The organism is Mesorhizobium sp. B2-1-8, from assembly GCF_006442545.2.
Taxonomy (GTDB): domain Bacteria; phylum Pseudomonadota; class Alphaproteobacteria; order Rhizobiales; family Rhizobiaceae; genus Mesorhizobium.
On the sequence record NZ_CP083952.1, the window covers coordinates 4,040,707 to 4,066,637 of the forward strand.

The window sequence follows — 25,931 nt, forward strand, 5'->3', positions numbered from 1 at the left end:
CTAACAAGAAACCTTGGAGGGAGCGACATCTGCGGCTGTCACGACGACTGGCTCTCCTCCCGCTGCTTTTCTCAAGCGTTTTTTTGCGACCTGCACGAGTCGAGACTGATCCTTCGCTTTGGGACATGTCGCGTGGCAGGCCTTCTTGTCCTTCACCTCCTTCTCGGATTTGTTCATGGCTTTTTTCATATATTCCATGTTGGCTGTCTTGAGGCACTCTGTGGCAGCGGCCTGCACCGCAGGCGGAATTTTCGGATCATCCAAATTCTTGACCGTGCTGTTCACGCAGGTGTCTGTAAAATCGCCGAGCTTGCCGGAGGAATTGTTGCTCAGCCAGTTGCGAGCATCCGCCGACTTTAGGTTGTGTGGAGTCTTACGTTTCTTACCGACTACCTTTTTGCCGGGCGCGCCTGCCGCCTTTGCCTTGGCGGCTTCGCCTGCGAGCCATTTCGCCTTCATGCAAATACATGGTGCTTCCTTGTCATTGTAGTCCTTGCAGCAGTCCAAGGTGAGGTCGCGCACGCCTTCGGCGGTGAAGAACTGGACCTCAACGGTATGCTCCTTCTCGTAGCCTTCCGGGCATTCCAGTTCCTTGTACGGCTTTATCTCGAGATCGGAGCATTTGAAGGTTGCCGGTGTGGCCGTAGCCACTTTGGGCATTGGAGGTCCACCCGCGGTAGGGGAGGCGTGATCGTTCGATGAAATATCAGTGAAACGGCTGATTGGCTCGCCATCCATCTTGACATCGCCGGACCAGGCATGGGCGTATTCCTTGCCTGTATTTACCGAGGTGATGATGTTCTTCTTGGGCGCGCAGCCAGCCTCGTTGCCGCTACATCTGGTGTAGTAGGATTTGTTTTTCTGCGTGACAGTCTTTCCACCGATCTTGACTGTGCCGGTTCCGTTGTCGGTGTCGCTGTCCATTCCAAACGTTGGATAGGGAACCGGAACTCCGGGCGGTGTTGCCGGAGTTTGTGGCGGCGTGAAGCAGACGTAAGGGAAGGCCGCGATAACTTGGTTGGCCTGCGCTTTGCACGCAACCTCAAGGCCATTGGCGTAGACGGTCATGCCCTCGTTCCGTAAGCAAACACCGCGGCGCCGCACGCACCAGCGTCGGAGGACGCCTCGATGAGAACCGGATTGCCAGCGGCATATCCTTTGCCCACTGCGGTCCACGCCATGCCGACCATAATTGGAACGGCTGCGGCGCCAATGTTGCCCAAAGACTCCGCGGGCGACCATAGGTCCTGGAACTCATGCCGCCCTCGCAGCAGGCGGATCGAAGCGAGCGCGGTCTGCTTGAACCAGTATTGCTCGCCGATCAGGTCGGCGATGCGATAGCCGAGCCGGTTCATGTCAATCCCGGTTTCGCGGAACGCTGCATCGTAAGCAGCCACCATGCCATCGGCGCGCAACGGCAAATCTTGGTCGTTGTAAATAGAAGCCTCCTCGCGCGTAAGACCGAGACCGAACAGTCTGAAACCGTTACCCTGCGGTCGCGTGCAGAGAATGGCCGCGGCAGCTTCGCCTGGAATGAAGCCGTTGGAATTATCCGCCGTCAGCAACCGTCCCTTGCCGAGGTAGTGAGAAATCGTTGATCCGGTCAGATAGCTGTCTACACCTACAATCATGACATAGGGAGCTTCGCCAGATGCAATCAGTCTGCGCGCCTGATCGAACGCCACATGTCCGGAAGGACGACCAAAAGCCACGATGCGAGAGCGCAGATGAGGTTCGATTTCAACGATCTTGCTGATCAGGCGGAGCAGCGCGAGATTGTCCCTAACCGGGCGGCCGGGCCTATCCTCCTCTGGCAGGCAGAGGATGAGCGCCGTCTGCCCTCGCACTTGCGGATGATTTTCGAAGGCTTCCGATATCGCTCCGGCTGCCAGATGAGCCATTCGTTTCTCGCCGATCCAGTTTCGTGGCAGCGGCACCGGCGCACCCGTAAGCCAACCCGCAGGTGAGCCAACGAAACGGGTTTCCTGGAAGCCATCGAGCCTAGCGCGCATTGCTGCGCAAGCTGAGGGCGCGTCGAGGCCAACGGCCGTCACCATACCAACCGCAATGATCTCGACCGGCGAGGTCATGCCTCCTCCTCCGGCGCTGTGCCGTTGGCGCGGATATAGGTGCGGCCTGTCGCGCGTGCCCTCAGCATTGCCGGCGTCGGCGGACCGACCCAGCACTCCGAGAAATCGAGGATGGTCCGCTGGATCCGCTGTGAGGCGCGCCAGACCAATGAGAAGCGGCGCCTCTCGGGGTCAAGGAGGAGGGTGTCTGGAAAAATATCGGCTTCGTAGGCCTTTTGGCTCCCTTTGAACAAGGTGATTGGCAATGCGGTTGCCGGCAGCCGAAAGCTTATACGCCCATCGGGCGTGAGGTTCACCAGAGTCACCTCCTCGCCGCCCTCTGGATGGTCGATCTGCTGGTCCTCAGGCGCCATCTGGAAATAACGTTCGTCGAAGTCCTGCGGCAGGAACGGAAAGATGTTTTTCGTCCAGTTGTCGTCATAGGTGCCGCCAAACTCGATGCGGCCTGGCCAGCCGCGGCCCATTGGGCCGAAGCTCATCGGCTTGTAGTCGCCGAAGGGCGAGCGGATCTCCTCATCGACCGCCTGCGTGTTGGGCAGCCGCAAGCCTGGGATGAGGCGCTGGTTCTTGGTGCGCGACCATCCTGTTCCGACCGGGTTGTACTTATAGCTGGCGGGAAGCTTGTCCTCTGGATCCAGCCTGTCGATGCCACCCCAGGCAACGTCATAGCAGATAGGCAGTTTCAGAAAGGGCTGCGGCGCGGTCGCGGTAAAGACCGGTCCGATGGCGCGCCATTCGCGGTGGCCGACGACCTCGAACAGCTTCGACCAGTTGCCGACCTTGATGCCGACCGGCACGCGCTCCGCGGGCCGTCCTCCCGGCGCATGGGCACAGCCATTGGCGATCACATCGCAGCGCGGCTTGCGGAAGGCGAAATCCGTCTCCCACAACGTTGCCGAATAGCCAGGCACACCGGTTTGCGTGTCGGCCATGACCAGCGGAACCTGTTCGGCCGATTTCTGCACCAGCCCGCCAGGCTTCGTCGGAAAATCGAAAGTGCCCTTGACCACGACCACGATCCATTCGTGGCCGGCCTTGTCCATGCCCATGGTGAACTGATGAGGATAGCCCATCTGGTTCCAGATCTGCATCAGCTCGCCTCCACGTGGCCGGCGAAGATCTGTTCAAGTGTCGTTTGCGGCGCCTGCGGATCGACGTCGAAAATATCCGTATGCGCGGACCACATGACGAGGTCGTCGATGACATCGCCATCCTGCTCGATTAGAGGCACGGGCAAGGCCATCAGGGCGGCATCCAGTTCGTCGGGCGTCAGTTCGCCTCGTTGTGCGGCCAGGGCGGCGGTCTCGATGCCGTCGAACCACGCGTCCAAGTAGGCCAGCTTCAGCGGTGCTTCGTGCAGTCGAGCAGCTACACTAAGCGGAAACTGCCTGCCGACCCGGTCGGCGCTCTTCAGCACGATGCCGGCCGAGGCACCGAAGGAATCGGCGCCGGCCAGGAAGCGCAAGGGCGTGCCTGTCCGCCAGGCTTCGACCCCAAGCAGCGGCACGATATGCTGCGCCAGCCACCGGTCCCAAGAGCGCACGAAATCCGCCGGCAGCCGCCGCGTCACGAAATCGCCGGTGGCGGGCATCTTGCCGTAGAAGCCGGGCAGGATCAGATCTGCGGCGGACATGTGAACTTCTTGAACATTTCGAGCGTATATGGGTTCTCGACGCTGGCCGCCTTGAGCTCGAAATCGGCCCAAACGCCTTTCGTGCCGAGCCGCAGGCTGTAGACGTCGGTGAGCTTGGTCGCGGCGAAGCGGCCGCCGCGCAGCATTCTGAGCCAGGCCCAGCTGCCGGTCTCGTTGAGCATCACTTCGGGCGAGCCGTCGACCGGCTGGAAGGCGAGCGAGATCACGCCGGTGCCATCCTTGCCGGGCCACGTCATCGGCTGCGGCCTCGTCGCGTTGTTGTAATAGACGAGATTCTGGCCATCGAGGTTGAGCGTGACCCGCGCCACGTTGGGTGAGAGGTCCTTGGGTTCCAGCGTGAAGTTCATCACCGGGCCGGTGCCGCCTGGAAACAGGTCGTCGCGGATATGCCTGGCCTGCTCGAACGCTGCAAGCGCCGCCGGGTCGAGGCCGAAATCGGCCCGCCATTTCCATGGTTCGCTGGCGGTGTCGACGTAGTTGATCAGGTGGTCGTTGATGAATGCATCGATCATGCCGGTGGGTCCGAACAGACGCTGAAAGTCGCGCACATTGACGTCGACCGCGCTGTCGGCGCTGAATGGATAGCGGTTGTTGAGCGCCGCCTGGCAGAAGGGGAGTATGTCGGCCCGCCAGATGGCGTTCAGCTCGTTGGTTACGGCCTTCTGCGACAGGCCGCTGGTGTCGCCGGCCATACCGCCGAGCCAGTCGTTGATCGGCGAGGGCAGGATCTGCGCCTGCCTGGCGACCGCGCCTGTCAGTTCGGCAAGGCCGCCCTGCTTCTTGATCGCATCCTGCGGGTTCGGATTGGCGGTGACCGTCTGCAGCACGTTCGACAGCGCAGTCAGCGCCACTATCGCCGCGTCGAGCGCTGGCGGCTGGCCGTCGACCTGGGCGATGGTGCCTTTGAGCGGCTTGAAATGCTCGGCAACGAGGCTGCCGGTCATGTCCACCTGGCTGGCGGATCCGGCGCGCGGCAGGAGCTTCGCGCCTGTGGTCACGACCTTGCCCAGCTTGCCGAGTTTGCTGAGCAGCTTCGAGCCCGTGCTGGCGGCAGCGCCGCCTTTGTCGCCTGCTGGCGCATCGTCGGAGCGGGTGAGGTCGGTCTCCTGCACCACTGCCGTCAACAGGCGCTTCAGCGCTGAGTCGGCGCTTGAAAGATCCTTGAGGTTCTCACTGGCGATGTTGAGATCGGTAAGCGGGGCAAGCCGCATGTCACGCAGGAAAGAGTCCCACTGCGCGATATAGTCGTCATAGTAGAGCTTCAAGATGTCCTGCGAGAGTGCTGAAACCGACGTCTCCGAATTCTCCGCGCAGCCACCGGCAAACACCGCGCGATCGAGGGCCGCCTGTCCCGCTACATCCTCGACCCGATCGAGGATCGCGTCGTGGAAGCCGGCATAGGTATAGGGGCCGGGAACACCGACGCGCAACGTCTTGTCGGAGCGGCGCGCGAACACTTTGGCGCCGTTCGGCCCAGCGAAATTGGCCGGCACCCATTCCTTGACGGCCGCCACTTCCGGGTCGGCCAGGAGCTGCCTGTAGGCGCGCTCGGGCAGCGAGATCGTGCATACCGTCTTCAGCGCCTCGCCGACCAGTTGCTTGTCCGGGGCGACGTAGCTGTCGTCGATTGCCATGCGGCGGATTGCGGCGAGCTGGTGCTCTTCGGCGTCGGCGGTGGGGAAGGGCGGAGCCGGCGCGAATTGCGGCAGACTGTTCACCCACCAGTTCTGGACGAAATCGGTGTCCATCTGCGAAAGGCCGGTCATCATGCGATAGGACTTCAGCGCGCCAAGCATGAAATCCGGATCGCGGATCTGGCGCCACATAGTCGCCTCCAGCAGCGCGACCATGTGCGGCTCGAGCACGTTGCGCAGCGTATGGTCGTAGGTATCGGTCTGTGCCCGCACCAGCTCCGCCGAGGCGGTCGGGCCGAGCAGGTTATGGACGGCATCCGGCGGGGCGGTGCGCGCCGTCGCCACCACGTCCATGGCAGCCAGCGCGCCATCCAAGCTCGGCTGCTCGACCGCGGCCGGCATGGTGGCGACCTCGGTGAGCGGGCCCTGCAGTGCCTCGAACTGGCCGGCCTGTTCGGCGATCGCATTGCGGTTGTCGAGATAGGACCAGGTGAACAGTCCGCCCGCCAGCAAAGCCGCGAGTGCGCAGGCGGCGGCCGCCCCGCGCCAGATCCAAGCGCGGCGACGCTGCGCCAGCGGATCGAATGTGCCGAGGCCGGCCTCCTTGAAGATCACTTCGGTAAGGAGGTTCCTGAGGAAGAAGCTGCGCTTCTCGACGCGCGCCGCCGGCATGGCGCGGCGCGGCGGCAGGCCGAAGGACGACGACAGCGCCGCGGTCAGCCGGTCGATGGGAGCGCCTTCCTGTGTCGCCGATGTCAGGTAAAGGCCGCGCAGCCAGGCTGCCTCCTCGTAGCGACTTTCGCCGAACATCGCCTCGATCAGTGTCTTGATCGGCTCGCCAAGGCTCGCCAGCTGCGCCGGAAAGCGGAAGATCTCGGCGCGTGAGCCGAGCTTGTCTTCATCTTCCAGGCGCGGTACCAGCCGCCGCTCCAGCTCGGTGGCAAGCCCGGCAAGTTCCGCCTGGATTGTTCCGGCGTCGACACGGGCGTCGAGCGGGAAAGTCGTCCCCCACACCTGCTCGCGCGCCGTCGTCGACAAGCCGCCGAAGAAGGTTTCGAAGCCTTTGATAAGGTCTGCCTTGGTCAGCATCAGGTAGACAGGCAGACGGATCTCCAGCCGATCGTTCAGCTCCGCCAGCCGGCGGCGGATCTTGCGCCCATGCGCCTTGATCGCTTCGTCGCCCTCCGAGAGCGCATCGATCGACAGCGCGACAATGACCCCGTTGAGCGCGCGGCGGCCGCGGTGCTTTTTCAAAAGGTCGAGGAAGCCCAGCCATTCAGCCGCGTCCACGTCCGGCTGGCTCTCCTGCTGAACGTAGCGGCCAGCAGTGTCGATCAGCACCGCGTTTTCGGAGAAGAACCAGTCACAATTGCGCGTGCCGCCGACGCCTTGCAAATCATCGGTGAGATCAATTGGAAAATTGAGGCCTGACTGCCGCAATGCCGTGGTCTTGCCGGTGGCCGGCGGCCCGACGATCACATACCAGGGCATCTCGCGCAGGAATTTTCTGCCGCCGAGCTTGCGGCGCTTGAGCTCGGCCATCACCTCGCCGAACTTGGCCCCAACGGCTGCAACGCTCTCCTCGCCGGGTGTGAGCTGTTTTTCGGCCACCGGTGCCGCGATCTCGGCGACAAACATGCGGTTGGCGCGGATGGCTCGCCGCTGCGCGAGGATCAGCCAGATCAGCCACAGGATGATCAGCCCCGCGATCATTGCGATGCGCACATTGTCGGATTCGAATGGCGCGTAAGGCCCGACCTTTACGATCGGGCCGAACACCCAGATCAACAGCGAAAGCAGCGCAATGCCGAGCAGCGTCCACAGGAAACGCGAGGTGATGACAGCCCAAAAGAAGCGCAGGATGAACATCTCAGAGCCTCTTCTCGACCAGGACCTCGACGCGCCGGTTGAGCGCGCGGCCCTCGCGCGTCGCGTTGTCGGCCACCGGATCGGTGTCGGCGCGGCCTTCGGAATGGATGTGCTCTTGCGGCACGCCAGCCTGAACCAGGAGGTCCGCTATGGTTTGGGCGCGCGCCTCCGAGAGCCGCTGGTTGCTCGCGAGTGGGTTGGACCGTTGCAGGCGCACATTGTCGGTATGGCCGATGATCGTGATGTTTCCGATCAGCTCCTTGTTGTCCAGGATCACCTTGGCGATGGCGGCGATCAGCGGCTCATAGCCTTGGGACAGCGTCGGCCGCGAGGACTGGAATAGCTCGGGGTTGGAAGACTGGATGATCAGCTTGGCTAGCGAGACGCTCTCGGTGCCGCTGAGCGCGCCCTTGAGGTCGGCCGGCGCTTCGGCCTTGAACGCGGGCAACAGCGCGAAATCGACCGACTGTGGCGGTTCAGGTTCGGGCGCGTCCTGCTTGGGGGCGGCGCGGGTAACGTCGCCGCGTGAAGCCGGCGGCAGTGTGCGCACGAGTGCGGAGAGTTCAACCGCCTGGCTGCTCAAGCTCATCGACAGACCGATGTAAGCGGCGGCGGCGGCGGCAATTGCGGCAAGTGCCATCACCCAGATCGGGACGATGAAGCGCTGCGGCTCGTCCGAAGCGATCACGCCCTTCCAGTGCGGCGACAGCGGGGCGTCTTCGGCGTCGGCGTTACGCAGGAAGCGCGCCGCGGCGACGCGCACGGCGTTGAGCGACCGGTCGCCGGCGCGGCCAGGCACGCGATATTTGCCGCGGAAGCCGAGCGCCAGGCAATAATACTGAAGCTCCAGCATCTCGCGGTCGCGGTTCGGGTGACGCTCCAGCTCGTCAAGGCGGGTGAAAAACTGGGTGCCGGCATCGACGTCGCCACGCAGCATGACCACCAGCGGCTGGCGTGGCCAGGCGCTGGTGCCGCCCCAAGGCGTGTTCAACGCGAGGTCGTCGAGCAACGCCGCCACGGCCCAGGCCGCCTGGTCGGCGCGCTCCAGCGAGAAGCCCGCTACCATCGCGGCGTCGCGCGCCTGAACCAACTCGTCGAGCAGGCGCGTGCGCATCGCTTCCGGGTTCTCCGGCGCCAGCGCGCTTTCGAGCTCCGGCGCGAATTCGAGCAATGGCGCGAAGATATTGATGAGCGTGTTGGGATGGGCGCGCGCCATTTTGACCGGGACGCCCGGTGCCAGCGGCGCCATCGGCCGTGGCGCAGCCCCCGCCAGCCTGATCCGTGTGCGTTCGCGATCCTCCGACAGTCCGAAAGGATCATCCCGGCTCATGGCGTCACCTGTTCACTGAGTAGCAGTCGACCTGCGGCTCGCTCGGCAGGACACCGGAAACGCCGATGACGAAGCCGGGGGCGTCGAGCAACGAGGCCCAATGCTCGCTCTTCTGGTCAAGCTCCAGGCACAGCCGGTCGCCATCGTAGGGAATCTCGCGTGGCTGCGAATGAAGCGGTTTCAGCGGAATGCCCGGCAGGCGGGACTTCCAAAGACCTTCGAACTGGTCAGCGGCGCCGACCGTCGCTTGGTTGACGAAGATCTTGCGCAGCGCGTCTTCCGACAGTTCCGATCCGACGCGGATGACTATGCGGCTGGCGACCAAGAGCTTCGGGTTGTCGATGCGCACTTTCCAGACATTGGTCGCGTGCCGCATGACCGGCAGCGTTCGCGATTTCGGCTCGATGTAGCGCAGGCTGAGAATGAGCGAGCGCAGAGCGTCGGCCAGCGCCATATAGGCGGGGCCGGGCGCCATGTGATCGTAGGCCGGCAATTCGCCGAGCCGCCGCGAGCTCGAGCCGTAGGTTGCCATCTCGCCGGCCAGTCCGGCAAGTTCGAGATAGAGTTCGGCCGGATGAAAGACATCCTGCGCGAGCATATGGGCAAGCCGCGGGCGAGCGGCATTGGCGAGGTGCAGCATCAAAAGGTCTTCGACGCTGCGACCGGCGCCACCCATCACCATCTTGCCATGCGCTTCGGCGATCTGATCGAGGCCAGTGACGACCTCCTGCAGCAATTGCCGGTACCAGTGGACTGCGCCGGTGATCAGCGTCGGCGGCAGGAACGTCTCATCGAGCGAGATGCCGCCGTCGGCGCGCACACCTTTTATGTCGGCGATCGGCAAGGCGGTATAACCGCCGACCGACTTGCCGGGCGCAAGCAGGGCGGCTTGCGGCCGGGCGATCTCGATCTCTTCCGGATCGGCGCCGCTCTGGACGGCGTCGCGCACCGAAACGATCTTGCCGTGGTAGCGCGCGCCCGTCGATGCCGCATGCGCCGGATCGAATCCGACGCCACCGGGTGGCTCAAGCGGCAATGCGACCAGTACCGGCCCGGCGCCGGTGTCCGCCGTGACCGGCAGCGGCTTGGGCGCATCCATCAGTTCCGGGATGGAGAAAGGCGTGCCGTCCGGAAAAATGCCCCGGGCGGACACGATCGAGACCTGGCCGGCATCGAGCAGCGACTGGTCGAGGGTCAGTTGCTGGAAGCCGAAAGTATGGAGCTGGCCGGCCTGCAATGCGCCGCGCACCATGCCCTCGAAGAACCGATCCTGCTGCTGGAAGTGCTGGGTCCTGAGAAACAGGCCCTCCGACCACAGCACCCTGTTTGCATCGCTCATCCCACTACTTTCTGCACACAACCATCCGCGGCCCCTGTCGCTAGGCGGAAATACCGCCCTTGCCGAGGCTGACATTGATGGTGAATTTCGACCCTGGCGAGACCGACTTGGTCGTGCGCCAGTTGCGTCCGCCTGGCTCGCGGATCAGCGCCACGAAGCCGAGTGCCGTGGCGTTCGGCTCGACCGTGATGGTCTTGGCGGCCGTCTTGCCGGGCGCGACCGAGATCGTGTCGGAGCCGATGAGGTCGGCACCGAGGGCCGAGCTCGCGTCGCCCTGCAGCGCGAAATAGTCGGCCGAGTTGAACTTGCCGGTGCTGGCAAGCCGCATCACCAGGACCGTCACCGGCCTGTCGCCGCCGCCCGGTCCTGGATTCATGCCTGCGCCCCCGGTCACGTTGACCGAGATAACCGAGGGTTTCGGCGGGCCGCTCTGGCAAGCCGCAAGCAGCCCCGTAGCGCCGAGGGCCACGACGAATTCGCGTCTGTCGATCATGTCCTACTCCTCCTCTTCATATGCGTCCCTGAAGTCTGCGCCGATCTCGCCCAGGAAGCTCGATTCCGCGCTCTGGGCGATGTCGCGATGGCGTTTCTGGTAGAGCTCCCACAGCTTGGCATTACGTCCGCCGGAGAGCAGATTGCCGATGGCGGAATTGGACTTGAGCTCTTCCTCGATCACGGCCGGATCGAAACGGTCGATCATGCGCCGAAGCGCGGCCTGAACGCCGCGCCAAGCGCGTACGTGATGCTGTGCAAGGTCCTTTACCGCATCGTCGATCGCCGCCTCGCCGGATAGAAAGCCCGGACTGCGTTCCGAGATGATGGTGACAATGACATCGTCGGCCGTCGGCAGGAATTTAAGCGGGTTGACCTCGGAAGCGCCGACCACCGTCTGGGCGACGCGCGCGCTTCCCTTCTCCTCGGCGCGCTTGCGCAGGAGTTGCATCAAGCCATCCAGCATCAGTCGGTATTCACGCCCGAATTTTTCCATTTCGGCGATTGAATCGCGGCCGGGAAAATCGGCCTCCTCGACGCCCATGCCGCGCAAGAATGCGGCACGAAGCGCCATATCGCTGGATGCGGGCTGCGCCGGGCTTGCCGGCCCAGGCGTTGGAGCGGCGCGTCGCGGCGGCGGTGGCTCGGCTGCCTGCACCGGCACATCCCAGGGATGCCCGGCGCGCGGCTTTTCAGCCTGATGCTGCACACGTCCTGCCGGGCCGGCTCCGTTGGCGAGAGGCGGGGTCGCCGCCGGCCCAAAGCTGAAATCGTCATCGAAGCTGGCCGGCTTTGCCGCATGCCCTGACGCATCGTTGCGCGAAGGCATTTCGCCGAACCCGAACGGATCTGGCTGACCTGGAGCAGCGACATCACCGGATTGCGACGTCGCCACCGGGTCGAGGCTGAACGGGTCGTCAAAGGCAGGCGAACTGCCTTGGCCCGATGCGCGATCATAAGCCCCAGGAACAGGCTGCTCGAACGGGTTCGGCAGGTCCGCCGGGCGTGGCGGGCGTGGTTCTTCCTCGACCTTGGCCGAGAAGAAGTCGTCGCCGCCGATGCTGGCAGGCGTTCGCGCTCCCGGCGATGACCACGCAGGCGCGGGTTGGCTCGCGACCGGAACCGGGCCTACTGACGTCCGGTTCGTTTTGGGTTGAACCTCGACATGGAACACATAGTCGCCCATGCGCAGCCGCATGCCGCTCTGCAGCCGCATCGACCTGCCAGGTCCCAGGGGGCTGTCGGAGTCATCGACGAACAATCCGCTGCTCGACGTGTCGGTAATGAAATAGCCATCCCGGTCGCCGCTGATCTTGCAATGCGCGCGCGAGACGAACATGTCCGGGTCGTCGATCTGCCAGCCGGCGTCGGCGCTGCGCCCGATCACTAATTCGCCCTCGTCCAGCCGGCTCTGCCTGACCACTTGCGAGCGCGGGCCTTGTTCCAGCGTCAGCAGCAGGCTCATGCGGCCGCCTCCGCCATTTCCGGCCGCCAGCCGACGATGGCGTGCAACCTGAGATCGTCGGCGTCACCCCTTTCGACGGGACGCGCCAGCCAGGCTGTTCGGCCAAGCTGGACAGTCCCGACCCGTGGCGGCGGCACGGCTTTGCACGCGAGCACGATGCGCAAATCGACGTCGAGCGTCTCGCCGATCATGTCGCGTACCGCCTTCTTGAACAGGCCAAGACGCCGTTCGCCAGGCAGGAACGACCTGAAGTCGTCGAGGCTCAGCGGACCGACGCGCAGTTCGATCCTGCTTTGGCGGCTGAAGACCCGCGGCCCGATCGTCGCGCCGCGTCCGAGCCCGGCATGGGCCTTGCCGAGACGCGTCTGCAGTGCCGTCGGTATGGTGGTCCAAGCGGCAACGAATTCCTTGACCTGCACCGGCACCTTGAAGGCGGTGGCGAGAAACAGCGTTAGCCGCTCCACGCCGTCGACCTGGCTAGCGAGCGATCCAGCCTGTCGCAGTCGCACAGTGTCGAGTTCGGGATCCTGGGTGCCGGGGAGGCCGATCCCCGACATTGCCTCCAGCATGGCGCGAACACGCCCGCCGACGGACCGCTCGACCTGCACCGCCGGATGCGCGTCAGCCCAGGCGCGATAGTAAAGGGCCATCATGCGGTGCTGCAGGATGTTGACGAAATCGACGAAGGTCGTGTCGCTGGTCTGCTCGGCATCGGCCCCGGTGAACCAACGTTGGGACAGCCGGTCGAGCACCCAGCGTGTCAGATGCAATGGCATCGGTCCTTCCGGTCCAAGCAGCCCGAGATTGGCGACGGTCACACGGGCGGGGGCCTTCTCCCCGGCGTCCTGGAGCTTGACGACGTCGCGGGCCGAGAAGCTCAGGCGCACATGCTGGCCAAGTCTCGCCGGCTCGCGGTCGGCCGTTCCGGAATGGCCGAACAATCCACGGCGCTGCTCCAGGCGCCGTAACAGTTCGAAAAAGTCGAAGCTCTCCAGCAACGGTTCGGCCGCGACTGTTGCGGGCTCCGCTAGATCAGGTAGCGATTGCCGGGCGTCATCGGCCATGGCACGTCCTCCTGCTTCTGCAGCAACCGGGTACGGGTCCGCACAAATCCGTTTATCCCTGCATGGCGGGCGAACAGCCGCGAAAGCAGGGCCGAAAGCAGCAGCGAACTTTGACCCGCCAGCACGGACTGGTCGACATGCAGTGTCACTTCGGTGCCGCGTCCGAAACACATTGGCCCGTCGATCTGGAGCCGCTCGATCACTGGGCGTGAATCGATGCGCACGATCGAATGCACGTTGCGGGCAAGGCTGGGATCGCCCCGATCGGCATAAAGGTCAAGCAAGGCATGCAGCGGATCCACGCCACGGCCCTCCTGGGCAAGGCTGAGGAAGTTGAGAGAGAGCTGCGCCACCAGTCGCCAGGCGAGATTGTCGGCGCGGGATTCGCCTGCCGCGCTGGCCGGGAGGGACGCCGGGATGGCCGCCTGCGGCGCTCGCAACGCTCCAAGCAAGCGCACCGCTTCGACCGGATCGGCCGTCTCCAGAGTCAGCGTCGGCGTGTCGTCCAGGATAGGCAGGTCGCGGTTGGTGCACAGAGCCGAGATGTCGAGACGCTTCAGCGGCCGGTTTGGCACGCTTCCTGCCGGCCGTGAGACGGCGATAAAGACGTCGTCGCCAGTGTAGGAGGTGCGGGTCAGACCTTCGCGCCGCTCATCTTCGGTGGCTCGGCGCGGGCGTCGCTCGGTCGAATAGACCCAGCCGCTGCCGCGGTTCTGCCCCAGGCTGAACAATTCGGGAATTGTCGCCTCGCCGCTCTCCGCATCGGCGTCCTCGACCCGGGTGACCCGGAAGATCTCGAAATCCCGCGCCCGGGTGCGGTCGGCGTGCAGCACCTGACGCGTTTTGCGCGGATCGATCTCGATGACGTTGCATTCGCGTTCGAACAGATTGATGACCGGCGTCACGAACAGCTCGAAATCGGCAACCGTCACATCGGCGAGCTCGGGTACCGGACGCCGGAACAGGAAGATGATCTCGATCCCCGCATCGCACTTGCGGACCACGGGCTGGAGGCCGGCGACCCGTACATAATGGAAGCGCTCCGGGATCATGAAATATTCGCGCAGCAGCCGGTATCCCTCGAAGGTCGTACGGGTGCGCGGCATCAGCGCTTCGTCGTCGCGGATGCCGATCATTTCGGGCTCGGGCAGCGCCGTTAGCGGATTGGTCTTGCCTTCCGCCCGCGCGCCGAGAGCCGAGCAGGCGCCGAAGATTGCATCGAAAAGCAAGGTTGCCCTGGCACGCCCGGCGAAATAGAGGTCGAGACGGTCGAGCGACAGTTCGCTGAGCTTGCCTTTTCCCGTCCGGGCAAGGGTGACGCGAAACGCCGCCTCGCCGCGCGCGTCGCCGATCGGCGCGATTCCGGCGGCGGCGAGCGCGCTGCGATCCTGGAAATAGCTGACCGAGGCGATCGCGATCGGCCACAGCGTGACCTCCTGCGCGGTGGTGAAGGTCGAACGCGTCGAAAGCCCTGGATTGAGGCCGGAGACCAGTCGTGTGCCGCGCGCGACGGCGTGGCCGGCAATCATCGACTGCACCTGCTGGCCGGGTTTCAGCACAGCCATCGCCGTCGCCGGCGCCGGCGTCACCAGATCCGGGTAAAGCACATCGAGCACGGCGCGCGAGAAGCGCGAGCGCTCCGCGTCGACCTTGAGACGGGTGCGCGCGGCCAGGAAGGCCACGCCGTCGAGCAGCCGTTCCACATAAGGGTCGGGACATGGGACCGTGTCGAGGGAAAGATTACGGGCAACCGCAGGATGCATGTCGGCGAATTCCGCGGCCAACGCCCGGATATGGGTCAGTTCTTCTTCGTAATACTCCACGAAGACCCGATCCATCTCAGGTCTCCCGGAATTCAGTTCGTGCCAGGCCGTTGTCGAGATTGATCGTGGTGCGCAGCCGCATACGCTCCGGTGTAGGGGCCATGATCAGCACCGCGTCGATCTCGATCTTGAGGCCGACGCTTTTGTCGCCGAGCGTGACGTTGACGGTCGTGGCGCTCTCTTTCAGGCGTGGCTCGAAGGTGGCAAGCACCGCGCGGATTTCGCGCGCCAGCGCATCGCGGTCGAAATCCCGCGAAGAACGCCCGGAAAAGGACGGCACCCCATAATTGACCACGCTGCGGCGCACCTCCGGAAAGTCGGCGAGCGACGGCAGTTCGTCCAGGGGCTGTTCGTGTTCGGTATCGGAAAGCATCGGTTCGGATTCGAAGCGCTCGGTGTTGAACAGGGCCTCGATGTCGCGCCGCACGGCTTCTCTCAACACGCGTGCCGAAACCACCACGCCGCGGCTTTCGATCTCGGCGCGATGCTCGGTCTGGAATACCAGCCGGTGCAGGCGCCGTTTCTGCTCGGGCGTGAGTTCGGCGTCGGCATCGATGGCGCGCGCGCTGCCGGCAAGAAGAGCCTCGACGCGCTCGGCGCCGAGTTCTTCATCCAGCAGACGGCGCAGCCCGTCGATCTCCGATGCCAGCCCCGGCAAGTCGTTGACGAGGCGGTCCCAGAGCGAGGGCTGGACCGCCTCGCGCTTTGCCCGCGAACTGCCGGCTAGCTGCAGCTTCGCGCCAGACCGCTTGGCCTCACTTGCCGACATAGACGTCCATTTCGATCTCGTCGTCCTTGTCGTAGACGAACTTGATCTTCTTGTAGGCGAAGCTGACTTCTTCCTCGATAAGATCGGCCTCGTCGGCGGCCTGCCGCATATCGTACTCCATGACCGAGGCGTCGGTGAGCGTCACAACCAGATAGTCGCTGGTCTCGCCGTCAATGGTGCGGCGTGCCGAGAACACCACCTCGTCGAGCGCCTTGTTCTCGAACAGCGCCTTTTTCAGATATGGCGACGACTTGTCGTAGTGCTTGATGAATTTGATCATTCCCATCGACACACGGCCGCGTCGCGAAAGCGAATTCGGGTCGTAGGGCGCTATCATCTTGTAATCGACGCCATGCACTTCGATCTCGTCTTCATGGCCGTCGCGCTTGCTAGGGCCCTTGATGTCCGGAACTTTCAAAAATCCATCGATCTTCATTGAAGGAGCCTCGCTTCTCTCTGTGGTAGGCATTGTCTTTCTCCACCGCTTTCAAACGAAACAGGATGACTTCGCTGCGACTTCAGCCCTTCACTGACGGCAGTTCCGATACCAGCCGGAGGGAGGCGTTGATGCCTTCCAACTGGTAGTGCGGACGCAGATAGAAACGGGCATTGTAGTAACCGGGCCGGCCTTCGACGCTGTCGACCTGAACCTCGGCCGCGGCAAGCGGACGCTTTGCCCGCGCCTTGTCGTCCGCGAAGGCTGGATTGGCCAGCACGTACCGGTTGATCCATTCGGTCAACCAGATCTCCATATCGGTGCGTTCCTTGAACGATCCGATCTTGTCGCGAGCGATCGCCTTAAGGTAATGCGCGAAACGCGACACCGGGAAGAGGTAGGGCAGGTTGGCGCTCAGCCGTTCGTTTGACTGGGCGTCGGGGTCGACGAGGCGCCCGGCGCGCGTCTCGTCATCCTGGAGCGAGTGCGCGCCGATGAAGGCTGCGAGATCGGTGTTCTTGCGGTGCAAGATCGGCATCAGGCCGAGCTTCGCCAGTTCCGCCTCGCGCCGGTCGTCGATGGCGACCTCGGTCGGGCATTTCATTGCGATCGAACCGTCGTCCGTCGGGAAAGCGTGCACCGGCAGGTTGAGCACCGTGCCGCCATTCTCGACGCCGCGGATCTGCGTTCCCCAGCCATAGAGCTTATGGCTGCGGTTGATGTTGACGCCCATCGGGAAGGCGGCGTTCATCCAGACATATTTGTTGTGGTCGCCGCCCACCTCTTCCTCGAAGGTGAAGCCCTTCACCGGAACGGTTTCCGAGCCGTAGGGCAGGCGTGCCAGCACGCGTGGCATGGTGAGCCCGATATAGCGGGCATCCTCGCTCTCCCGCAGCGACTGCCAGGAGGCATAGGCCGGGTTGTTCACGATCATCTGCAGGTCTTGCGGGTTCGGCAGTTCCTGCCAGCTGTCCATGCGGAACAGCCGCGGCGAGGCGGCCGCGATGAATGGCGTGTGCGCCGAGGCACAGACACCCGAGATGTTGCGCAGCAGGCCGACGTCGCGCGGATGGTTGGAGAACTCGTAGGCGCCGATGATGCAGCCGATCGGCTCGCCGCCCAGCATCGAATACTCGTCCGTGTAGACTTTCTTGAAGATCGGGCTCTGGTCCCACATCTGGCCTTCGTAGTCTTCCAGCGTGTCGGCCAACTGCTCCTTGGAGATATTCATCACTCGGATCTTCAGCTTGGTGTCCGTCTCTGTGTTATTGATGAGGTACCAAAGGCCTCGCCAGGTGCCTTCCATCTCCCGCACTTCCGGGGCATGCAGGATTTCGTTGACCTGCGTCGTCAGCATCTTGTCGATGCCCGCGATCAGCGACTTGATCGACTTGATCGCGTTGGACGAGATGGTCGTCGTTTCGGAACGGGACTGAGCGGCCAGCGCCAGGTTGCGCACCAACTGCTGCAGTTTCTCGCTGTCGTCCTTCTTGACCTTGAAATCCTTTTCAAGAAGGCCGCTGAATTCGCCAAGATCGATGGCTTCGGCCTCGGCGGTAGCGGCTGCGGTCTTTTGCTGTTCGGCCATGACTTACTCCTCGCCCTTGCCGTCGGAAATCGCCTGGCTGGCGATCTTGCTAAGCAGCGGCTCGTTGTTCAGAAGCTGCGCGATGCGCTTTTCGGCGTCGACCCGGCCATCCATGAAGCCCAGCAGCTCCTCGAGTTGGCGCCGCATCTTGAGGATCTCGGCCAGTTGCGGCACCTGCTCGGCGACCTTGTCCGGCGCGAAGTCACCCATCTTCGCGAAGGTGAGATCGATTGCCAGTTCTTCGTCTCGCTCCTGGCCTTCGGCTTGGGGCAACGTGTTCTTCACGCGCGCCTTCACGCGTGGTCCCATCGCTTCCATGAATTTGGGGAAGCGATTGGCGTCGGTTTCGACGAAATTGCGGTCCAGAACCGACTTCGACGCTTCCTTGGTCTGCGAGGCGCCGGAAAGGTCGGCCATGACAGCCATGACGAACGGCAACTCGATCGTCGTGGGGCTGCCGTAGGTTTCGACGTCGTAGGCGATCTGCACGCGCGGGGCGCGGTTTCTTTCGATGACCTTGGCTTTGCTCTCTGCTGGCATGCTTGTTACCTTTCATCCTTCTGGGCCGGCTTCTTGGGGTCGGGGACACCGGCAAGCAGCCGGAACTCCTTCAGCCCCGACGGGGCGAGATCTTCCATCAGTTCCACGAAATCCATGTGCACCATCCTGCGCACGCGCCGGGCGAGATGCGGGATAGGGCTGGACGGTTCGGTGCGGTCGTAGAAGGCAACCACGAGATCGAGGCATTTGACGACCTCGTCGCGCGAGTTGATCCGGTCAGGCAGGCCAGCGCTGGTTTCCACAGGGCTTGCCACACTTGCCATCGTCTCGGCTCCATGACCGTTTTGGGTGGGCGTCGATGCCGGTTGAGCCGGCTGCGGTGCAGGGTTTGCCGCACCGTTGGCCATGGCGCCGATGCTGGAATTCCGCTCCAGCGTCGTCAGCAAGCGCTGCAGGAACTTCTTCAGATCCGGAACGGCCGCGCCGTTGCCGTCGATGCGGGCATTAAGCGCGGTATCCACCGCCTCCAGCGCCGAAATCGCTGCGTGCGCATCGGCCAAAAGTGTCGTGACAGCGTCCGCGGCCTGATCGATCTGTGCCGCGCATCCAGTGCGCACCCGGTTCAGCAACTGGTTGTGGGCGGCCGTCAGCGCCGCCTTTTCGGCGGTCCCCAGGCCGGAGGCAGCTTCCTGGAGCATGACGCGCTCGTCGAGCGCTGCCTGTTCTAGGTCTCGCCCGCTGATAGGCCCGATGGCGCGCGGTGAGAAGAAGACGGTCTGCCTGATGTTCGCCAGCAAGCCTTCCTGGCCGTTCTGGAGGTCGAGCAGCGCATTGATGCGTCGTAGCGCTGCGTCGCGGGGCGTGGCACTCGTCCGCAAAGCCGGATGCATCGTATCCCAATACTGGTCGAAAGTTCTTGCGATTAGGGTTAGCCCCTGGGCGAGGCCGGCGAGTTTCTCTTCATTGGCCAGCGCGCGCGTGACGATGACCAGAAGGCGCAAATCCCGGCCGCGCGACCGCAGTTCTTCCGATTTTTCGAGGACGGCCGCCCAGTCGACTGAGCTGGTTGATTGCGAAGCCTTGTTGCCACCGTCGTGGACGACCTTGAGCTGGGCTTCCGTGAGCCGCTCCAGCTCTTGAAAGGCCGGGTCGTTGCGCAAATCCTCTCCCGACGGGTTCGCACCGTTCAGAGGATTCAGCCAGAGTGCGAGATCAATCACACCTACCCCCAGCAAAGGGCCCTGTGACCCATGTGACGCAACGTTATCATCGGTCCCATGCCACGACAATTGAGCACTTCCTCAAAAACTAACAGAAGCTGAATGCTGCAGTAGTCTTTCGACCAACCCATTGCGCGGTTGGCGGGCCGGGTATGTGAAATGGCTCGCGTGGTTCAGACCGCAATCCGGGTTTGTTGCAGGAGTTTGCAGGGCTTGTGTAACCACGAGGTGCCGCCTGAACCGGGTCGGAAGGCCTCCTTCGTCACACGGCTTTGTCAAGCAGCCGCTTCTATGGCAGGGTACGGTCAGCAGATCTCGGGGGCAGGTTCAAATGGAACAGCGCCGATCGTCGCAGAGTTTCAAGCGCAAGGAACTCGTTGCAAAGCTCAATCCCACGGGGGTGCGCGCCTTCAAGGCCGCCGCGGACACGGCCAAGCTGCGCGGCAACCCCTATGTCGAGCTCGTCCATTTCGTCCAGCAACTGGTGCTGTCCGAGCGCTCGGATGTGCAGATGATCGTTGCCGATGCCGGGCTGGATGTCAGCCGGTTGACGGCGGATATGACCCGCGCAATCGACAAGCTGCCCTACGGCGCGACCTCGGTGGAGGAATTTTCCGATCACATCTTCCATGCCATACAGGAAGGCTGGAGCTTGGCCACACTGGAATTCGGTGTCGATGAGGTGCGCAGCGCGCACATTCTTCTCGCCTGCCTGAAGATACCGGTGCTGGAAGGGCTGGTTTCGAAAATCAGCGCCGAATTCGACAAGATCGATGCGGATGGGGTCATTGCCCGCTTCGCCGAGGTCACTGAGGGCTCGCTCGAAGCCGGCTCACCTCCTGCCGTAGCTACGGCCGAAACACCGGTGAAACGCGGCCCGGGCGGGGATTCCGCACTCGCCAAATACGCCACCGACCTGACCCAGCGTGCCCGCGACGGCAAGATCGATCCGGTCGTCGGCCGCGATCCTGAAATCCGCCAGATTGTCGACATCCTGATGCGGCGCCGGCAGAACAACCCGATCCTGACCGGCGAGGCGGGCGTCGGCAAGACGGCGGTCGTCGAGGGCTTTGCCTTGCGCATCGCCCAGGGCGACGTGCCGCCGACGCTTCAGAATGTCAGCGTACGCATGCTCGATGTCGGGCTGATGCAGGCGGGCGCCAGCGTCAAGGGCGAGTTCGAAAAGCGGCTGAAGGCCGTCATCGAGGAGGTCCAGTCCTCAGAGACGCCGATCATCCTCTTCATCGACGAGGCGCATACGCTGATCGGCGCCGGCGGCGCGGCGGGAACCGGCGATGCGGCCAATCTCCTCAAGCCCGCGCTCGCGCGCGGGGAGCTTCGCACCATCGCTGCCACGACCTGGGCCGAATACAAGCAGCATATAGAGAAGGATCCGGCGCTGACCCGTCGGTTCCAGGTGGTCAAGATCGAAGAGCCTTCCGAAACGGTGGCCGTGCTGATGTTGCGCGGTGTCGCCGGTGTTCTTGAGCAGCACCACAAGGTGCAGATCCTTGACGAGGCGATCGAGGCCTCGGTTTCGCTTTCGCACCGCTACATTCCGGCCAGGCAGCTGCCGGACAAGGCGGTCAGCCTCCTCGACACCGCCTGCGCCCGCGTTGCCGTCTCGCAGCATGCTACGCCGGCGGAGGTCGAGGACATTCTGCGCCGCCGCCAGGCGCTCGAGGTCGAGGAAGGCATCATCGGCCGCGAGGCAGCGATCGGCATCGAAGTGGCCGACAGACAGGCTCGCGTGGAGGCCGGGTTGGCGGAAACCGAGACCACGCTTGCGGCAGCGCAAGCGCGCTGGGATCGGGAAAAGGCGCTTGTCTCCGAGATACTCGACCTGCGCGCCAAACTCCGAGGCGAGGGCGTGCCACTCGACACGGTGGAGGGCGGGGAAGACGCTCCGGGTGAGGCCGTCGATGCGCCAGCTGCCACGGCGCATGAAAGCAAGGCGCCTGAGGCCAAGACTCCGCAACCCGAGACGGCCGAACCCAAGGGCTCGAAGACCAAGTCCACGAAAGCAAAGGCGGCAAAGATGGAGGCCGCTGCCGCACACGAGCCTGTTGCCGCGCCGGATTCCACTGCTGATCTGGCACGACTGCGCGAATTGATGGCGGAACTTGCCGAGGCTCAGGGCGAGACCCCGCTGATCCTGCCGTCGGTCGATCGCAATGCCGTGGCTGCCGTCGTCCAGGACTGGACCGGCATCCCGACGGGACGGATGCTGTCCAGCCAGACCGAGAAGGCGCTCAAGCTCGCTGCCACTTTGTCTGAGCGCGTTGTCGGTCAGGACCATGCGATGGAGATGATCGCGAGACGTGTGCAGACCAGCCGCGCCGGCCTCGGCGCACCGGAGAAACCGGTCGGCGTGTTCCTGCTTTGCGGCCCCTCCGGCGTCGGCAAGACCGAGACAGCCCTGGCGCTTGCCGAAACGCTCTATGGTGGCGAGCAGAACCTGATTTCGATCAACATGTCCGAATTCCAGGAGGCTCACACGGTCTCGACGCTGAAGGGCGCGCCGCCCGGTTATGTCGGCTATGGCAAGGGCGGCATCCTGACCGAGGCCGTGCGGCGCAAGCCTTATTCGGTAATCCTGCTCGACGAGGTCGAGAAGGCGCATCCGGACGTGCACGAGATCTTCTTCCAGGTCTTCGACAAGGGTATGATGGACGACAGCGAAGGCCGCCGGATCGACTTCAAGAATACGCTGATCCTGCTCACCTCGAATGTCGGCTCCCAGGTTATCATGGACCGCACGAAGAACGGCACCTTGCGCACCGGCATGGACGATCTAGACACCGCCTTGCGCGGTCCGCTGCTGAAAGTGTTTCCGGCCGCTTTCCTCGGCCGCGTGGTGACAATCCCTTACTATCCGCTCTCGGACGCGATGATAGAGGCGATCACCAGACACCAGTTCGACAAGGTAGCGCGGCGCCTCAAAGCAACAAACGATGCCGAGCTGGTGATCGGCGACGGTGTCATGGACATGGTCAAGGCGCGCTGCACCGAGATCGAATCCGGCGGGCGCATGATCGACGCAATTCTCACCAACACGCTCCTGCCCGAACTCAGCCGCGGCGTGCTCAATCGCTCGCTGGAGGGCAAGAAGATGACAAAAGTCACTGTCGGTGCCTCGTCGGAAGGATTTACCTACTCTTTCGAATAGTTTAGCCGTCACGCATTCGCTCGCCCACAAAGCGCGTTACGATGGCTGGACGCGGAATGGCTGCTTTCCTGCGCCGTACCCCGCGGCGTGACCGAGTTCACAATCGAGGAACCAGCGTTGCTTTGTGTCGCGGCCTTGGGAGAGTGGACTTGCCGCATTCCCTGGGTTGTGAACTCTGAGCCGCGATGGCTCGCCGGTGCCATGCAAGCGCGCTAAGGCCTGGAGGGAGCATGACCTTGACGGGCGAGAGAACCTGCGGCACGCGAAAGGAACAACGGTGGCCGTGGCTAAGGAGGACCAGGAGCGCATCAACTGGATGGGACTGTGATCGCCAGAACGCCTGTGTGTGCATAGGCCTTGCGCAAAAAAGCCCGGGCGCGGGAAATCAGTTGGAAGGGATGGCGCGACTAAAGGGATTCGAAGTCCTGCCCCAGATTTGTAGTCTGGTTTTAAGTTTTGGCTCACCACTGAAATCGATCGAACACGGTGGCGATCATCGCGCTAAGCAGCACGATTCGCCAGCACTGCGTGCAGAGCCTCGGGCTTAAGGTGCGTGTACCGTTTTAGCATTTTCCAGTCCTTGTGCCCCGTTACCAGAGCTACCTGTTCAATTGTGAATCCAGCTTCGAAAAGACGGCTCGTGCCTTCGTGACGCAAGTCATGAAAATGAAGGTCGTGGATGTTCAGCTCTGCGCACCCTCGACGGAAGGCAGTGCCTACTGACTTATGATTAAATGGGAAAATTCGATCATCGTCATTGCTGCGCCTTCCCCGCTGCTCCTCGACAATGGCCCATGCATCGTATCCAGATGCCGCAAACAGCGGTATGCGCTGATTGTTGCCATTTTTGTTTCGCGGATCTTTACGGTCACGGATGAGGAGCATGCGCGAGCGAGATTCCAAGTCGGACCAACGCACCTTGCAGATTTCTTCCTGGCGCATCGCGGTTGCGACGGCGAACCGAATGATCTGGCTAATCGGTGCAATTTGGCGAGGGTTTGCGTCGAAATGATCAATTAGCTTGTCGAGTTCTTCCTGTGTCGGTCGTCTATCGCGCTGCTGGCCTTTGCCAACGAGACCGAGCCTCGTTAGGGCGACGCGCGCGAAATCAACCGGTTCGACCTTGACGGGCAGGCCGTGGACCGCAGCGGCGTGTGTCAGAACAAGTTTCACAAAGCCGATGTCGATACCGACGGTCATCGGTCCGGCACCCTGGGCGGCCCGGTCGCGACCAAAACGAATGAGCCGTTCGCGATCGAGCGCTGCGAGGTTGCACTTCCCCAGATGCCGTCGGAGCATATCGAGGGCAGCGGCCTTGGAGCGGCGAGGGGACTTGCCTACATCGCACATGTCGTCGATATGAAGGTCAATGAGATCGCCGAACGTTTTCAGGCGCGCTATACGGGACTTGGTCGGCGTCTCACCGCGATCGACTTGGCGCTCGGTTTCGGTCGCCCAGCGCCGTGCGTCGTCTCGGCGCAGGAAGGTCTCGCTGACGTAGCGACCTTTGCGACGAACCTGCACGCGCCAGGAACCGGATGAGAGTTTTGTGTAGGTGGCCATTTTTTCGTGTGCGCTCCGTGTGCACTGAGAGATCAAAACGTGGCGAAAAGGGTCGTATTCCGGCGTAAATTCGTGTGCACTCGGCAGGTTCTAACGATTTGATGTTAAATAAATAATGCTGAAAAATCAAGATCATAGAGTGGCCGTGGCCCCGATGATGGACTGGACGGACCGGCATTGCCGGTTCTTCCATCGCCGGCTGACGGCACATGCCCTGCTTTACACCGAAATGGTGGTTGCCGACGCGATCATCCATGGCGCGCGCGAGCGGCTGCTTGGCTTCGATGAGGTGGAACATCCAGTCGCCCTGCAACTTGGCGGCTCGGACCCCGCAAAACTTGCCGAAGCAGCGTGCATTGGCGAGGCCTTCGGTTATGACGAGATCAATCTCAATGTCGGCTGCCCGTCCGACCGCGTCCAGTCCGGCACGTTTGGCGCCTGCCTGATGAAAGTGCCCGACCTTGTCGCCGATTGCGTCGCCGCGATGAAAGCGGCGGTGACGGTGCCGGTCACGGTCAAATGCCGGATCGGGGTCGACGAACAGGATCCGGAGCCGGCGCTCGATGCGCTGGCGAATGGGGTTTTCGATGCCGGCGCCGATGCCTTGTGGGTGCATGCACGCAAGGCGTGGCTGGAAGGTCTGAGCCCCAAGGAAAACCGCGACATCCCGCCGCTCGACTATAACAGGGTCTATCGGCTGAAGGCCGGAAAACAGAGCAAATTCATCGGCATCAATGGCGGTATTCAGTCGCTTGAAGAGGCGCGGATGCATCTCGATCAGGTCGACGGCGCCATGCTCGGCCGCGCTGCCTACCACACGCCAGGCATTCTGTCCGGTGTTGACGCCGCCTTCTACGGAGCGCGGCTGGAAGCGTTCGATTTCGCGGCGCTGATCGATGCGATGGCGGACTACGCGGGGCGCCACATCGAACGGGGCGGGCGGCTCGGCCATGTCACCCGCCATATGGTCGGGCTGTTTCACGGGCTGCCCGGCGCGCGCCGCTACCGCCAGATTCTGTCCACCGACGCGACCCGGCCCGGAGCCGGGCCTGACGTGATGAAGACGGCTTTCGCGGCTGTCGAATTCGGTGGAGCGGCCGCCGAAGCGGCCTGACCTTACAGCATGTCGCGGCGAATAGGATTCGCCTGACTGCTGTAAGACTCTGATTTTATGCATGTCGTTATCCCGGAACCGAGGACACTTCCGGGCGACATGCGTTAGTCCCTGAGGATCATACGGTCGCCGCGCACGTCGAAGCCCGACAGCGAACCGATGAAGTTCATGCCGAGCAGGCTTTGGCTCAGCATGCCGGGAGCGGCGACCATCACCGACATATCCTTGCGCACGATGCCGCCGATCGCCACCTCGTCTGTCTTGACCGCAGCGGCGCGCGCGATGCCGTTGGCTGTCGAAACCGGTATTGTGTAGTTGAGCGCCGCCGGATTGAAGCCGGCGGCTTGCGCGTCTTCCGAAGTCAGGACCGTGCTGGTCGCGCCGGTGTCGACAACGGCCCGCACCGGATTGCCATTGACCAGGATGCGCGCCTCGAAGTGACCGTTGTCGGCCTTGTCGAGGGTCACGGTGGCGTGGCCGTCTTCGACGCCGAGCGCCAGCGGGCTGCCGGGAACGAGCCCTGCGGTCACCCGGCTGGCGACGTCCTGCAGTTCGTAGCGATATTGATAACCGGCGATCAGCGCGAGCACGATGGCAGCCCAGGTGCCGAGGTTGCGGGCCACCACTCCTAGCGGAGCCGACCGCAGCAAGCCGGCGCCGATAAGGGCACCGAAAGCCCCAAGCCAGATCAACCGGCCAAAATCGTAATTCTCGACGCCGAGCGTGCTGCCGGCGGAATCGTTGAGCATGAGAAGCGCTACCCCCACACCGATCACCGCCATCACAGTCCAGAATAGCCGGCTGCTCATCC

Annotated in this window: 20 protein-coding genes; 2 read left to right on the top strand and 18 right to left on the bottom strand. The window is 63.2% G+C overall.

The genetic code is table 11. The features are described from left to right. The 16 genes from FJ970_RS19710 to tssA all read right to left on the bottom strand — a co-directional run bounded on the left by FJ970_RS19710 (position 1) and on the right by tssA (position 19,274). On the bottom strand, positions 1-1,068 hold the full coding sequence (locus FJ970_RS19710) for a PAAR-like domain-containing protein (protein WP_224590317.1): 1,068 nt from the start codon (positions 1,066-1,068) through the stop codon (positions 1-3). Continuing rightward, positions 1,065-2,090, bottom strand: a complete 1,026-nt coding sequence (locus tag FJ970_RS19715) for a 3-oxoacyl-ACP synthase (protein WP_140763747.1) — start codon at positions 2,088-2,090, stop codon at positions 1,065-1,067. The genes FJ970_RS19710 and FJ970_RS19715 overlap by 4 nt, the downstream gene beginning before the upstream one ends. Next, complete coding sequence (locus tag FJ970_RS19720; RefSeq protein WP_140763750.1) at positions 2,087-3,181, bottom strand: DUF2169 domain-containing protein; 1,095 nt, start codon at positions 3,179-3,181, stop codon at positions 2,087-2,089. Before FJ970_RS19720 ends, FJ970_RS19715 begins: the two co-directional genes overlap by 4 nt. Beyond that, positions 3,181-3,723 (bottom strand): type VI secretion system-associated protein TagF, encoded by a 543-nt coding sequence (gene tagF / locus FJ970_RS19725; RefSeq protein ID WP_140763752.1) that lies wholly within the window; start codon positions 3,721-3,723, stop codon positions 3,181-3,183. Before tagF ends, FJ970_RS19720 begins: the two co-directional genes overlap by 1 nt. Further along, on the bottom strand, positions 3,705-7,247 hold the full coding sequence (tssM, locus tag FJ970_RS19730; protein ID WP_140763755.1) for a type VI secretion system membrane subunit TssM: 3,543 nt from the start codon (positions 7,245-7,247) through the stop codon (positions 3,705-3,707). Before tssM ends, tagF begins: the two co-directional genes overlap by 19 nt. Position 7,248: 1 nt before the next feature. Then, positions 7,249-8,577 (bottom strand): type VI secretion system protein TssL, long form, encoded by a 1,329-nt coding sequence (tssL, locus tag FJ970_RS19735; RefSeq protein WP_140763757.1) that lies wholly within the window; start codon positions 8,575-8,577, stop codon positions 7,249-7,251. Between the two features lie 4 nt (positions 8,578-8,581). Next, positions 8,582-9,916: a type VI secretion system baseplate subunit TssK gene (tssK, locus tag FJ970_RS19740; protein ID WP_140763760.1), complete on the bottom strand. Its 1,335-nt coding sequence runs from the start codon at positions 9,914-9,916 to the stop codon at positions 8,582-8,584. 40 nt (positions 9,917-9,956) lie between these two features. Beyond that, positions 9,957-10,409 carry a type VI secretion system lipoprotein TssJ gene (tssJ, locus tag FJ970_RS19745; RefSeq protein WP_135864760.1) on the bottom strand — a complete coding sequence of 151 codons (453 nt, stop codon included), beginning with the start codon at positions 10,407-10,409 and terminating at the stop codon, positions 9,957-9,959. A 3-nt stretch (positions 10,410-10,412) separates the two neighbouring features. Beyond that, positions 10,413-11,873, bottom strand: coding sequence for a type VI secretion system-associated FHA domain protein TagH (gene tagH, locus FJ970_RS19750; protein WP_140763762.1), 1,461 nt, complete (start codon positions 11,871-11,873; stop codon positions 10,413-10,415). Further along, positions 11,870-12,937 (bottom strand): type VI secretion system baseplate subunit TssG, encoded by a 1,068-nt coding sequence (tssG, locus tag FJ970_RS19755; protein ID WP_140763765.1) that lies wholly within the window; start codon positions 12,935-12,937, stop codon positions 11,870-11,872. Before tssG ends, tagH begins: the two co-directional genes overlap by 4 nt. Further along, positions 12,901-14,775, bottom strand: coding sequence for a type VI secretion system baseplate subunit TssF (gene tssF, locus FJ970_RS19760; protein ID WP_140763767.1), 1,875 nt, complete (start codon positions 14,773-14,775; stop codon positions 12,901-12,903). Before tssF ends, tssG begins: the two co-directional genes overlap by 37 nt. A 1-nt stretch (position 14,776) precedes the next feature. Next, on the bottom strand, positions 14,777-15,529 hold the full coding sequence (tssE, locus tag FJ970_RS19765) for a type VI secretion system baseplate subunit TssE (RefSeq protein WP_140763770.1): 753 nt from the start codon (positions 15,527-15,529) through the stop codon (positions 14,777-14,779). Then, positions 15,516-15,965 (bottom strand): Hcp family type VI secretion system effector, encoded by a 450-nt coding sequence (locus FJ970_RS19770; RefSeq protein WP_027047140.1) that lies wholly within the window; start codon positions 15,963-15,965, stop codon positions 15,516-15,518. The genes tssE and FJ970_RS19770 overlap by 14 nt, the downstream gene beginning before the upstream one ends. A gap of 82 nt (positions 15,966-16,047) precedes the next feature. Then, positions 16,048-17,553: a type VI secretion system contractile sheath large subunit gene (tssC, locus tag FJ970_RS19775; RefSeq protein WP_010910844.1), complete on the bottom strand. Its 1,506-nt coding sequence runs from the start codon at positions 17,551-17,553 to the stop codon at positions 16,048-16,050. Between the two features lie 3 nt (positions 17,554-17,556). Continuing rightward, a complete protein-coding gene (gene tssB / locus FJ970_RS19780) occupies positions 17,557-18,093 on the bottom strand; it encodes a type VI secretion system contractile sheath small subunit (RefSeq protein WP_140763773.1) in 537 nt (178 codons plus the stop codon). Between the two features lie 5 nt (positions 18,094-18,098). Next, positions 18,099-19,274, bottom strand: coding sequence for a type VI secretion system protein TssA (gene tssA, locus FJ970_RS19785; protein WP_140763776.1), 1,176 nt, complete (start codon positions 19,272-19,274; stop codon positions 18,099-18,101). Positions 19,275-19,605: 331 nt separating this feature from the next. Here tssA and tssH point away from each other — a divergent pair, with 331 nt between their 5' ends. Beyond that, positions 19,606-22,443: a type VI secretion system ATPase TssH gene (tssH, locus tag FJ970_RS19790; RefSeq protein WP_140763779.1), complete on the top strand. Its 2,838-nt coding sequence runs from the start codon at positions 19,606-19,608 to the stop codon at positions 22,441-22,443. 501 nt (positions 22,444-22,944) lie between these two features. Here the strand turns inward: tssH and FJ970_RS19795 are convergent. Next, complete coding sequence (locus FJ970_RS19795; RefSeq protein WP_227791857.1) at positions 22,945-24,006, bottom strand: tyrosine-type recombinase/integrase; 1,062 nt, start codon at positions 24,004-24,006, stop codon at positions 22,945-22,947. Between the two features lie 115 nt (positions 24,007-24,121). On the opposite strand from FJ970_RS19795, the gene dusA reads away from it, so the two are divergent. After that, positions 24,122-25,120, top strand: a complete 999-nt coding sequence (gene dusA, locus FJ970_RS19800) for a tRNA dihydrouridine(20/20a) synthase DusA (protein ID WP_140758723.1) — start codon at positions 24,122-24,124, stop codon at positions 25,118-25,120. Between the two features lie 104 nt (positions 25,121-25,224). Here dusA and FJ970_RS19805 read toward each other — a convergent pair whose 3' ends face one another. Next, the gene (locus tag FJ970_RS19805; RefSeq protein ID WP_140758722.1) at positions 25,225-25,929 is read right to left on the bottom strand and encodes a TIGR02281 family clan AA aspartic protease; all 705 of its coding nucleotides are present in this window, start codon (positions 25,927-25,929) and stop codon (positions 25,225-25,227) included. Positions 25,930-25,931: the final 2 nt, after the last annotated feature.

Excerpts from the sequence above, each read along its gene's own strand:
- FJ970_RS19710 (WP_224590317.1), bottom strand. The coding sequence starts at position 1,068 with ATGACCGTCTACGCCAATGGCCTTGAGGTTGCGTGCAAAGCGCAGGCC.
- FJ970_RS19715 (WP_140763747.1), bottom strand. The coding sequence starts at position 2,090 with ATGACCTCGCCGGTCGAGATCATTGCGGTTGGTATGGTGACGGCCGTT.
- FJ970_RS19720 (WP_140763750.1), bottom strand. The coding sequence starts at position 3,181 with ATGCAGATCTGGAACCAGATGGGCTATCCTCATCAGTTCACCATGGGC.
- tagF (WP_140763752.1), bottom strand. The coding sequence starts at position 3,723 with ATGTCCGCCGCAGATCTGATCCTGCCCGGCTTCTACGGCAAGATGCCC.
- tssM (WP_140763755.1), bottom strand. The coding sequence starts at position 7,247 with ATGTTCATCCTGCGCTTCTTTTGGGCTGTCATCACCTCGCGTTTCCTG.
- tssL (WP_140763757.1), bottom strand. The coding sequence starts at position 8,577 with ATGAGCCGGGATGATCCTTTCGGACTGTCGGAGGATCGCGAACGCACA.
- tssK (WP_140763760.1), bottom strand. The coding sequence starts at position 9,916 with ATGAGCGATGCAAACAGGGTGCTGTGGTCGGAGGGCCTGTTTCTCAGG.
- tssJ (WP_135864760.1), bottom strand. The coding sequence starts at position 10,409 with ATGATCGACAGACGCGAATTCGTCGTGGCCCTCGGCGCTACGGGGCTG.
- tagH (WP_140763762.1), bottom strand. The coding sequence starts at position 11,873 with ATGAGCCTGCTGCTGACGCTGGAACAAGGCCCGCGCTCGCAAGTGGTC.
- tssG (WP_140763765.1), bottom strand. The coding sequence starts at position 12,937 with ATGGCCGATGACGCCCGGCAATCGCTACCTGATCTAGCGGAGCCCGCA.
- tssF (WP_140763767.1), bottom strand. The coding sequence starts at position 14,775 with ATGGATCGGGTCTTCGTGGAGTATTACGAAGAAGAACTGACCCATATC.
- tssE (WP_140763770.1), bottom strand. The coding sequence starts at position 15,529 with ATGTCGGCAAGTGAGGCCAAGCGGTCTGGCGCGAAGCTGCAGCTAGCC.
- FJ970_RS19770 (WP_027047140.1), bottom strand. The coding sequence starts at position 15,965 with ATGAAGATCGATGGATTTTTGAAAGTTCCGGACATCAAGGGCCCTAGC.
- tssC (WP_010910844.1), bottom strand. The coding sequence starts at position 17,553 with ATGGCCGAACAGCAAAAGACCGCAGCCGCTACCGCCGAGGCCGAAGCC.
- tssB (WP_140763773.1), bottom strand. The coding sequence starts at position 18,093 with ATGCCAGCAGAGAGCAAAGCCAAGGTCATCGAAAGAAACCGCGCCCCG.
- tssH (WP_140763779.1), top strand. The coding sequence starts at position 19,606 with ATGGAACAGCGCCGATCGTCGCAGAGTTTCAAGCGCAAGGAACTCGTT.
- FJ970_RS19795 (WP_227791857.1), bottom strand. The coding sequence starts at position 24,006 with ATGGCCACCTACACAAAACTCTCATCCGGTTCCTGGCGCGTGCAGGTT.
- dusA (WP_140758723.1), top strand. The coding sequence starts at position 24,122 with ATGCTGAAAAATCAAGATCATAGAGTGGCCGTGGCCCCGATGATGGAC.
- FJ970_RS19805 (WP_140758722.1), bottom strand. The coding sequence starts at position 25,929 with ATGAGCAGCCGGCTATTCTGGACTGTGATGGCGGTGATCGGTGTGGGG.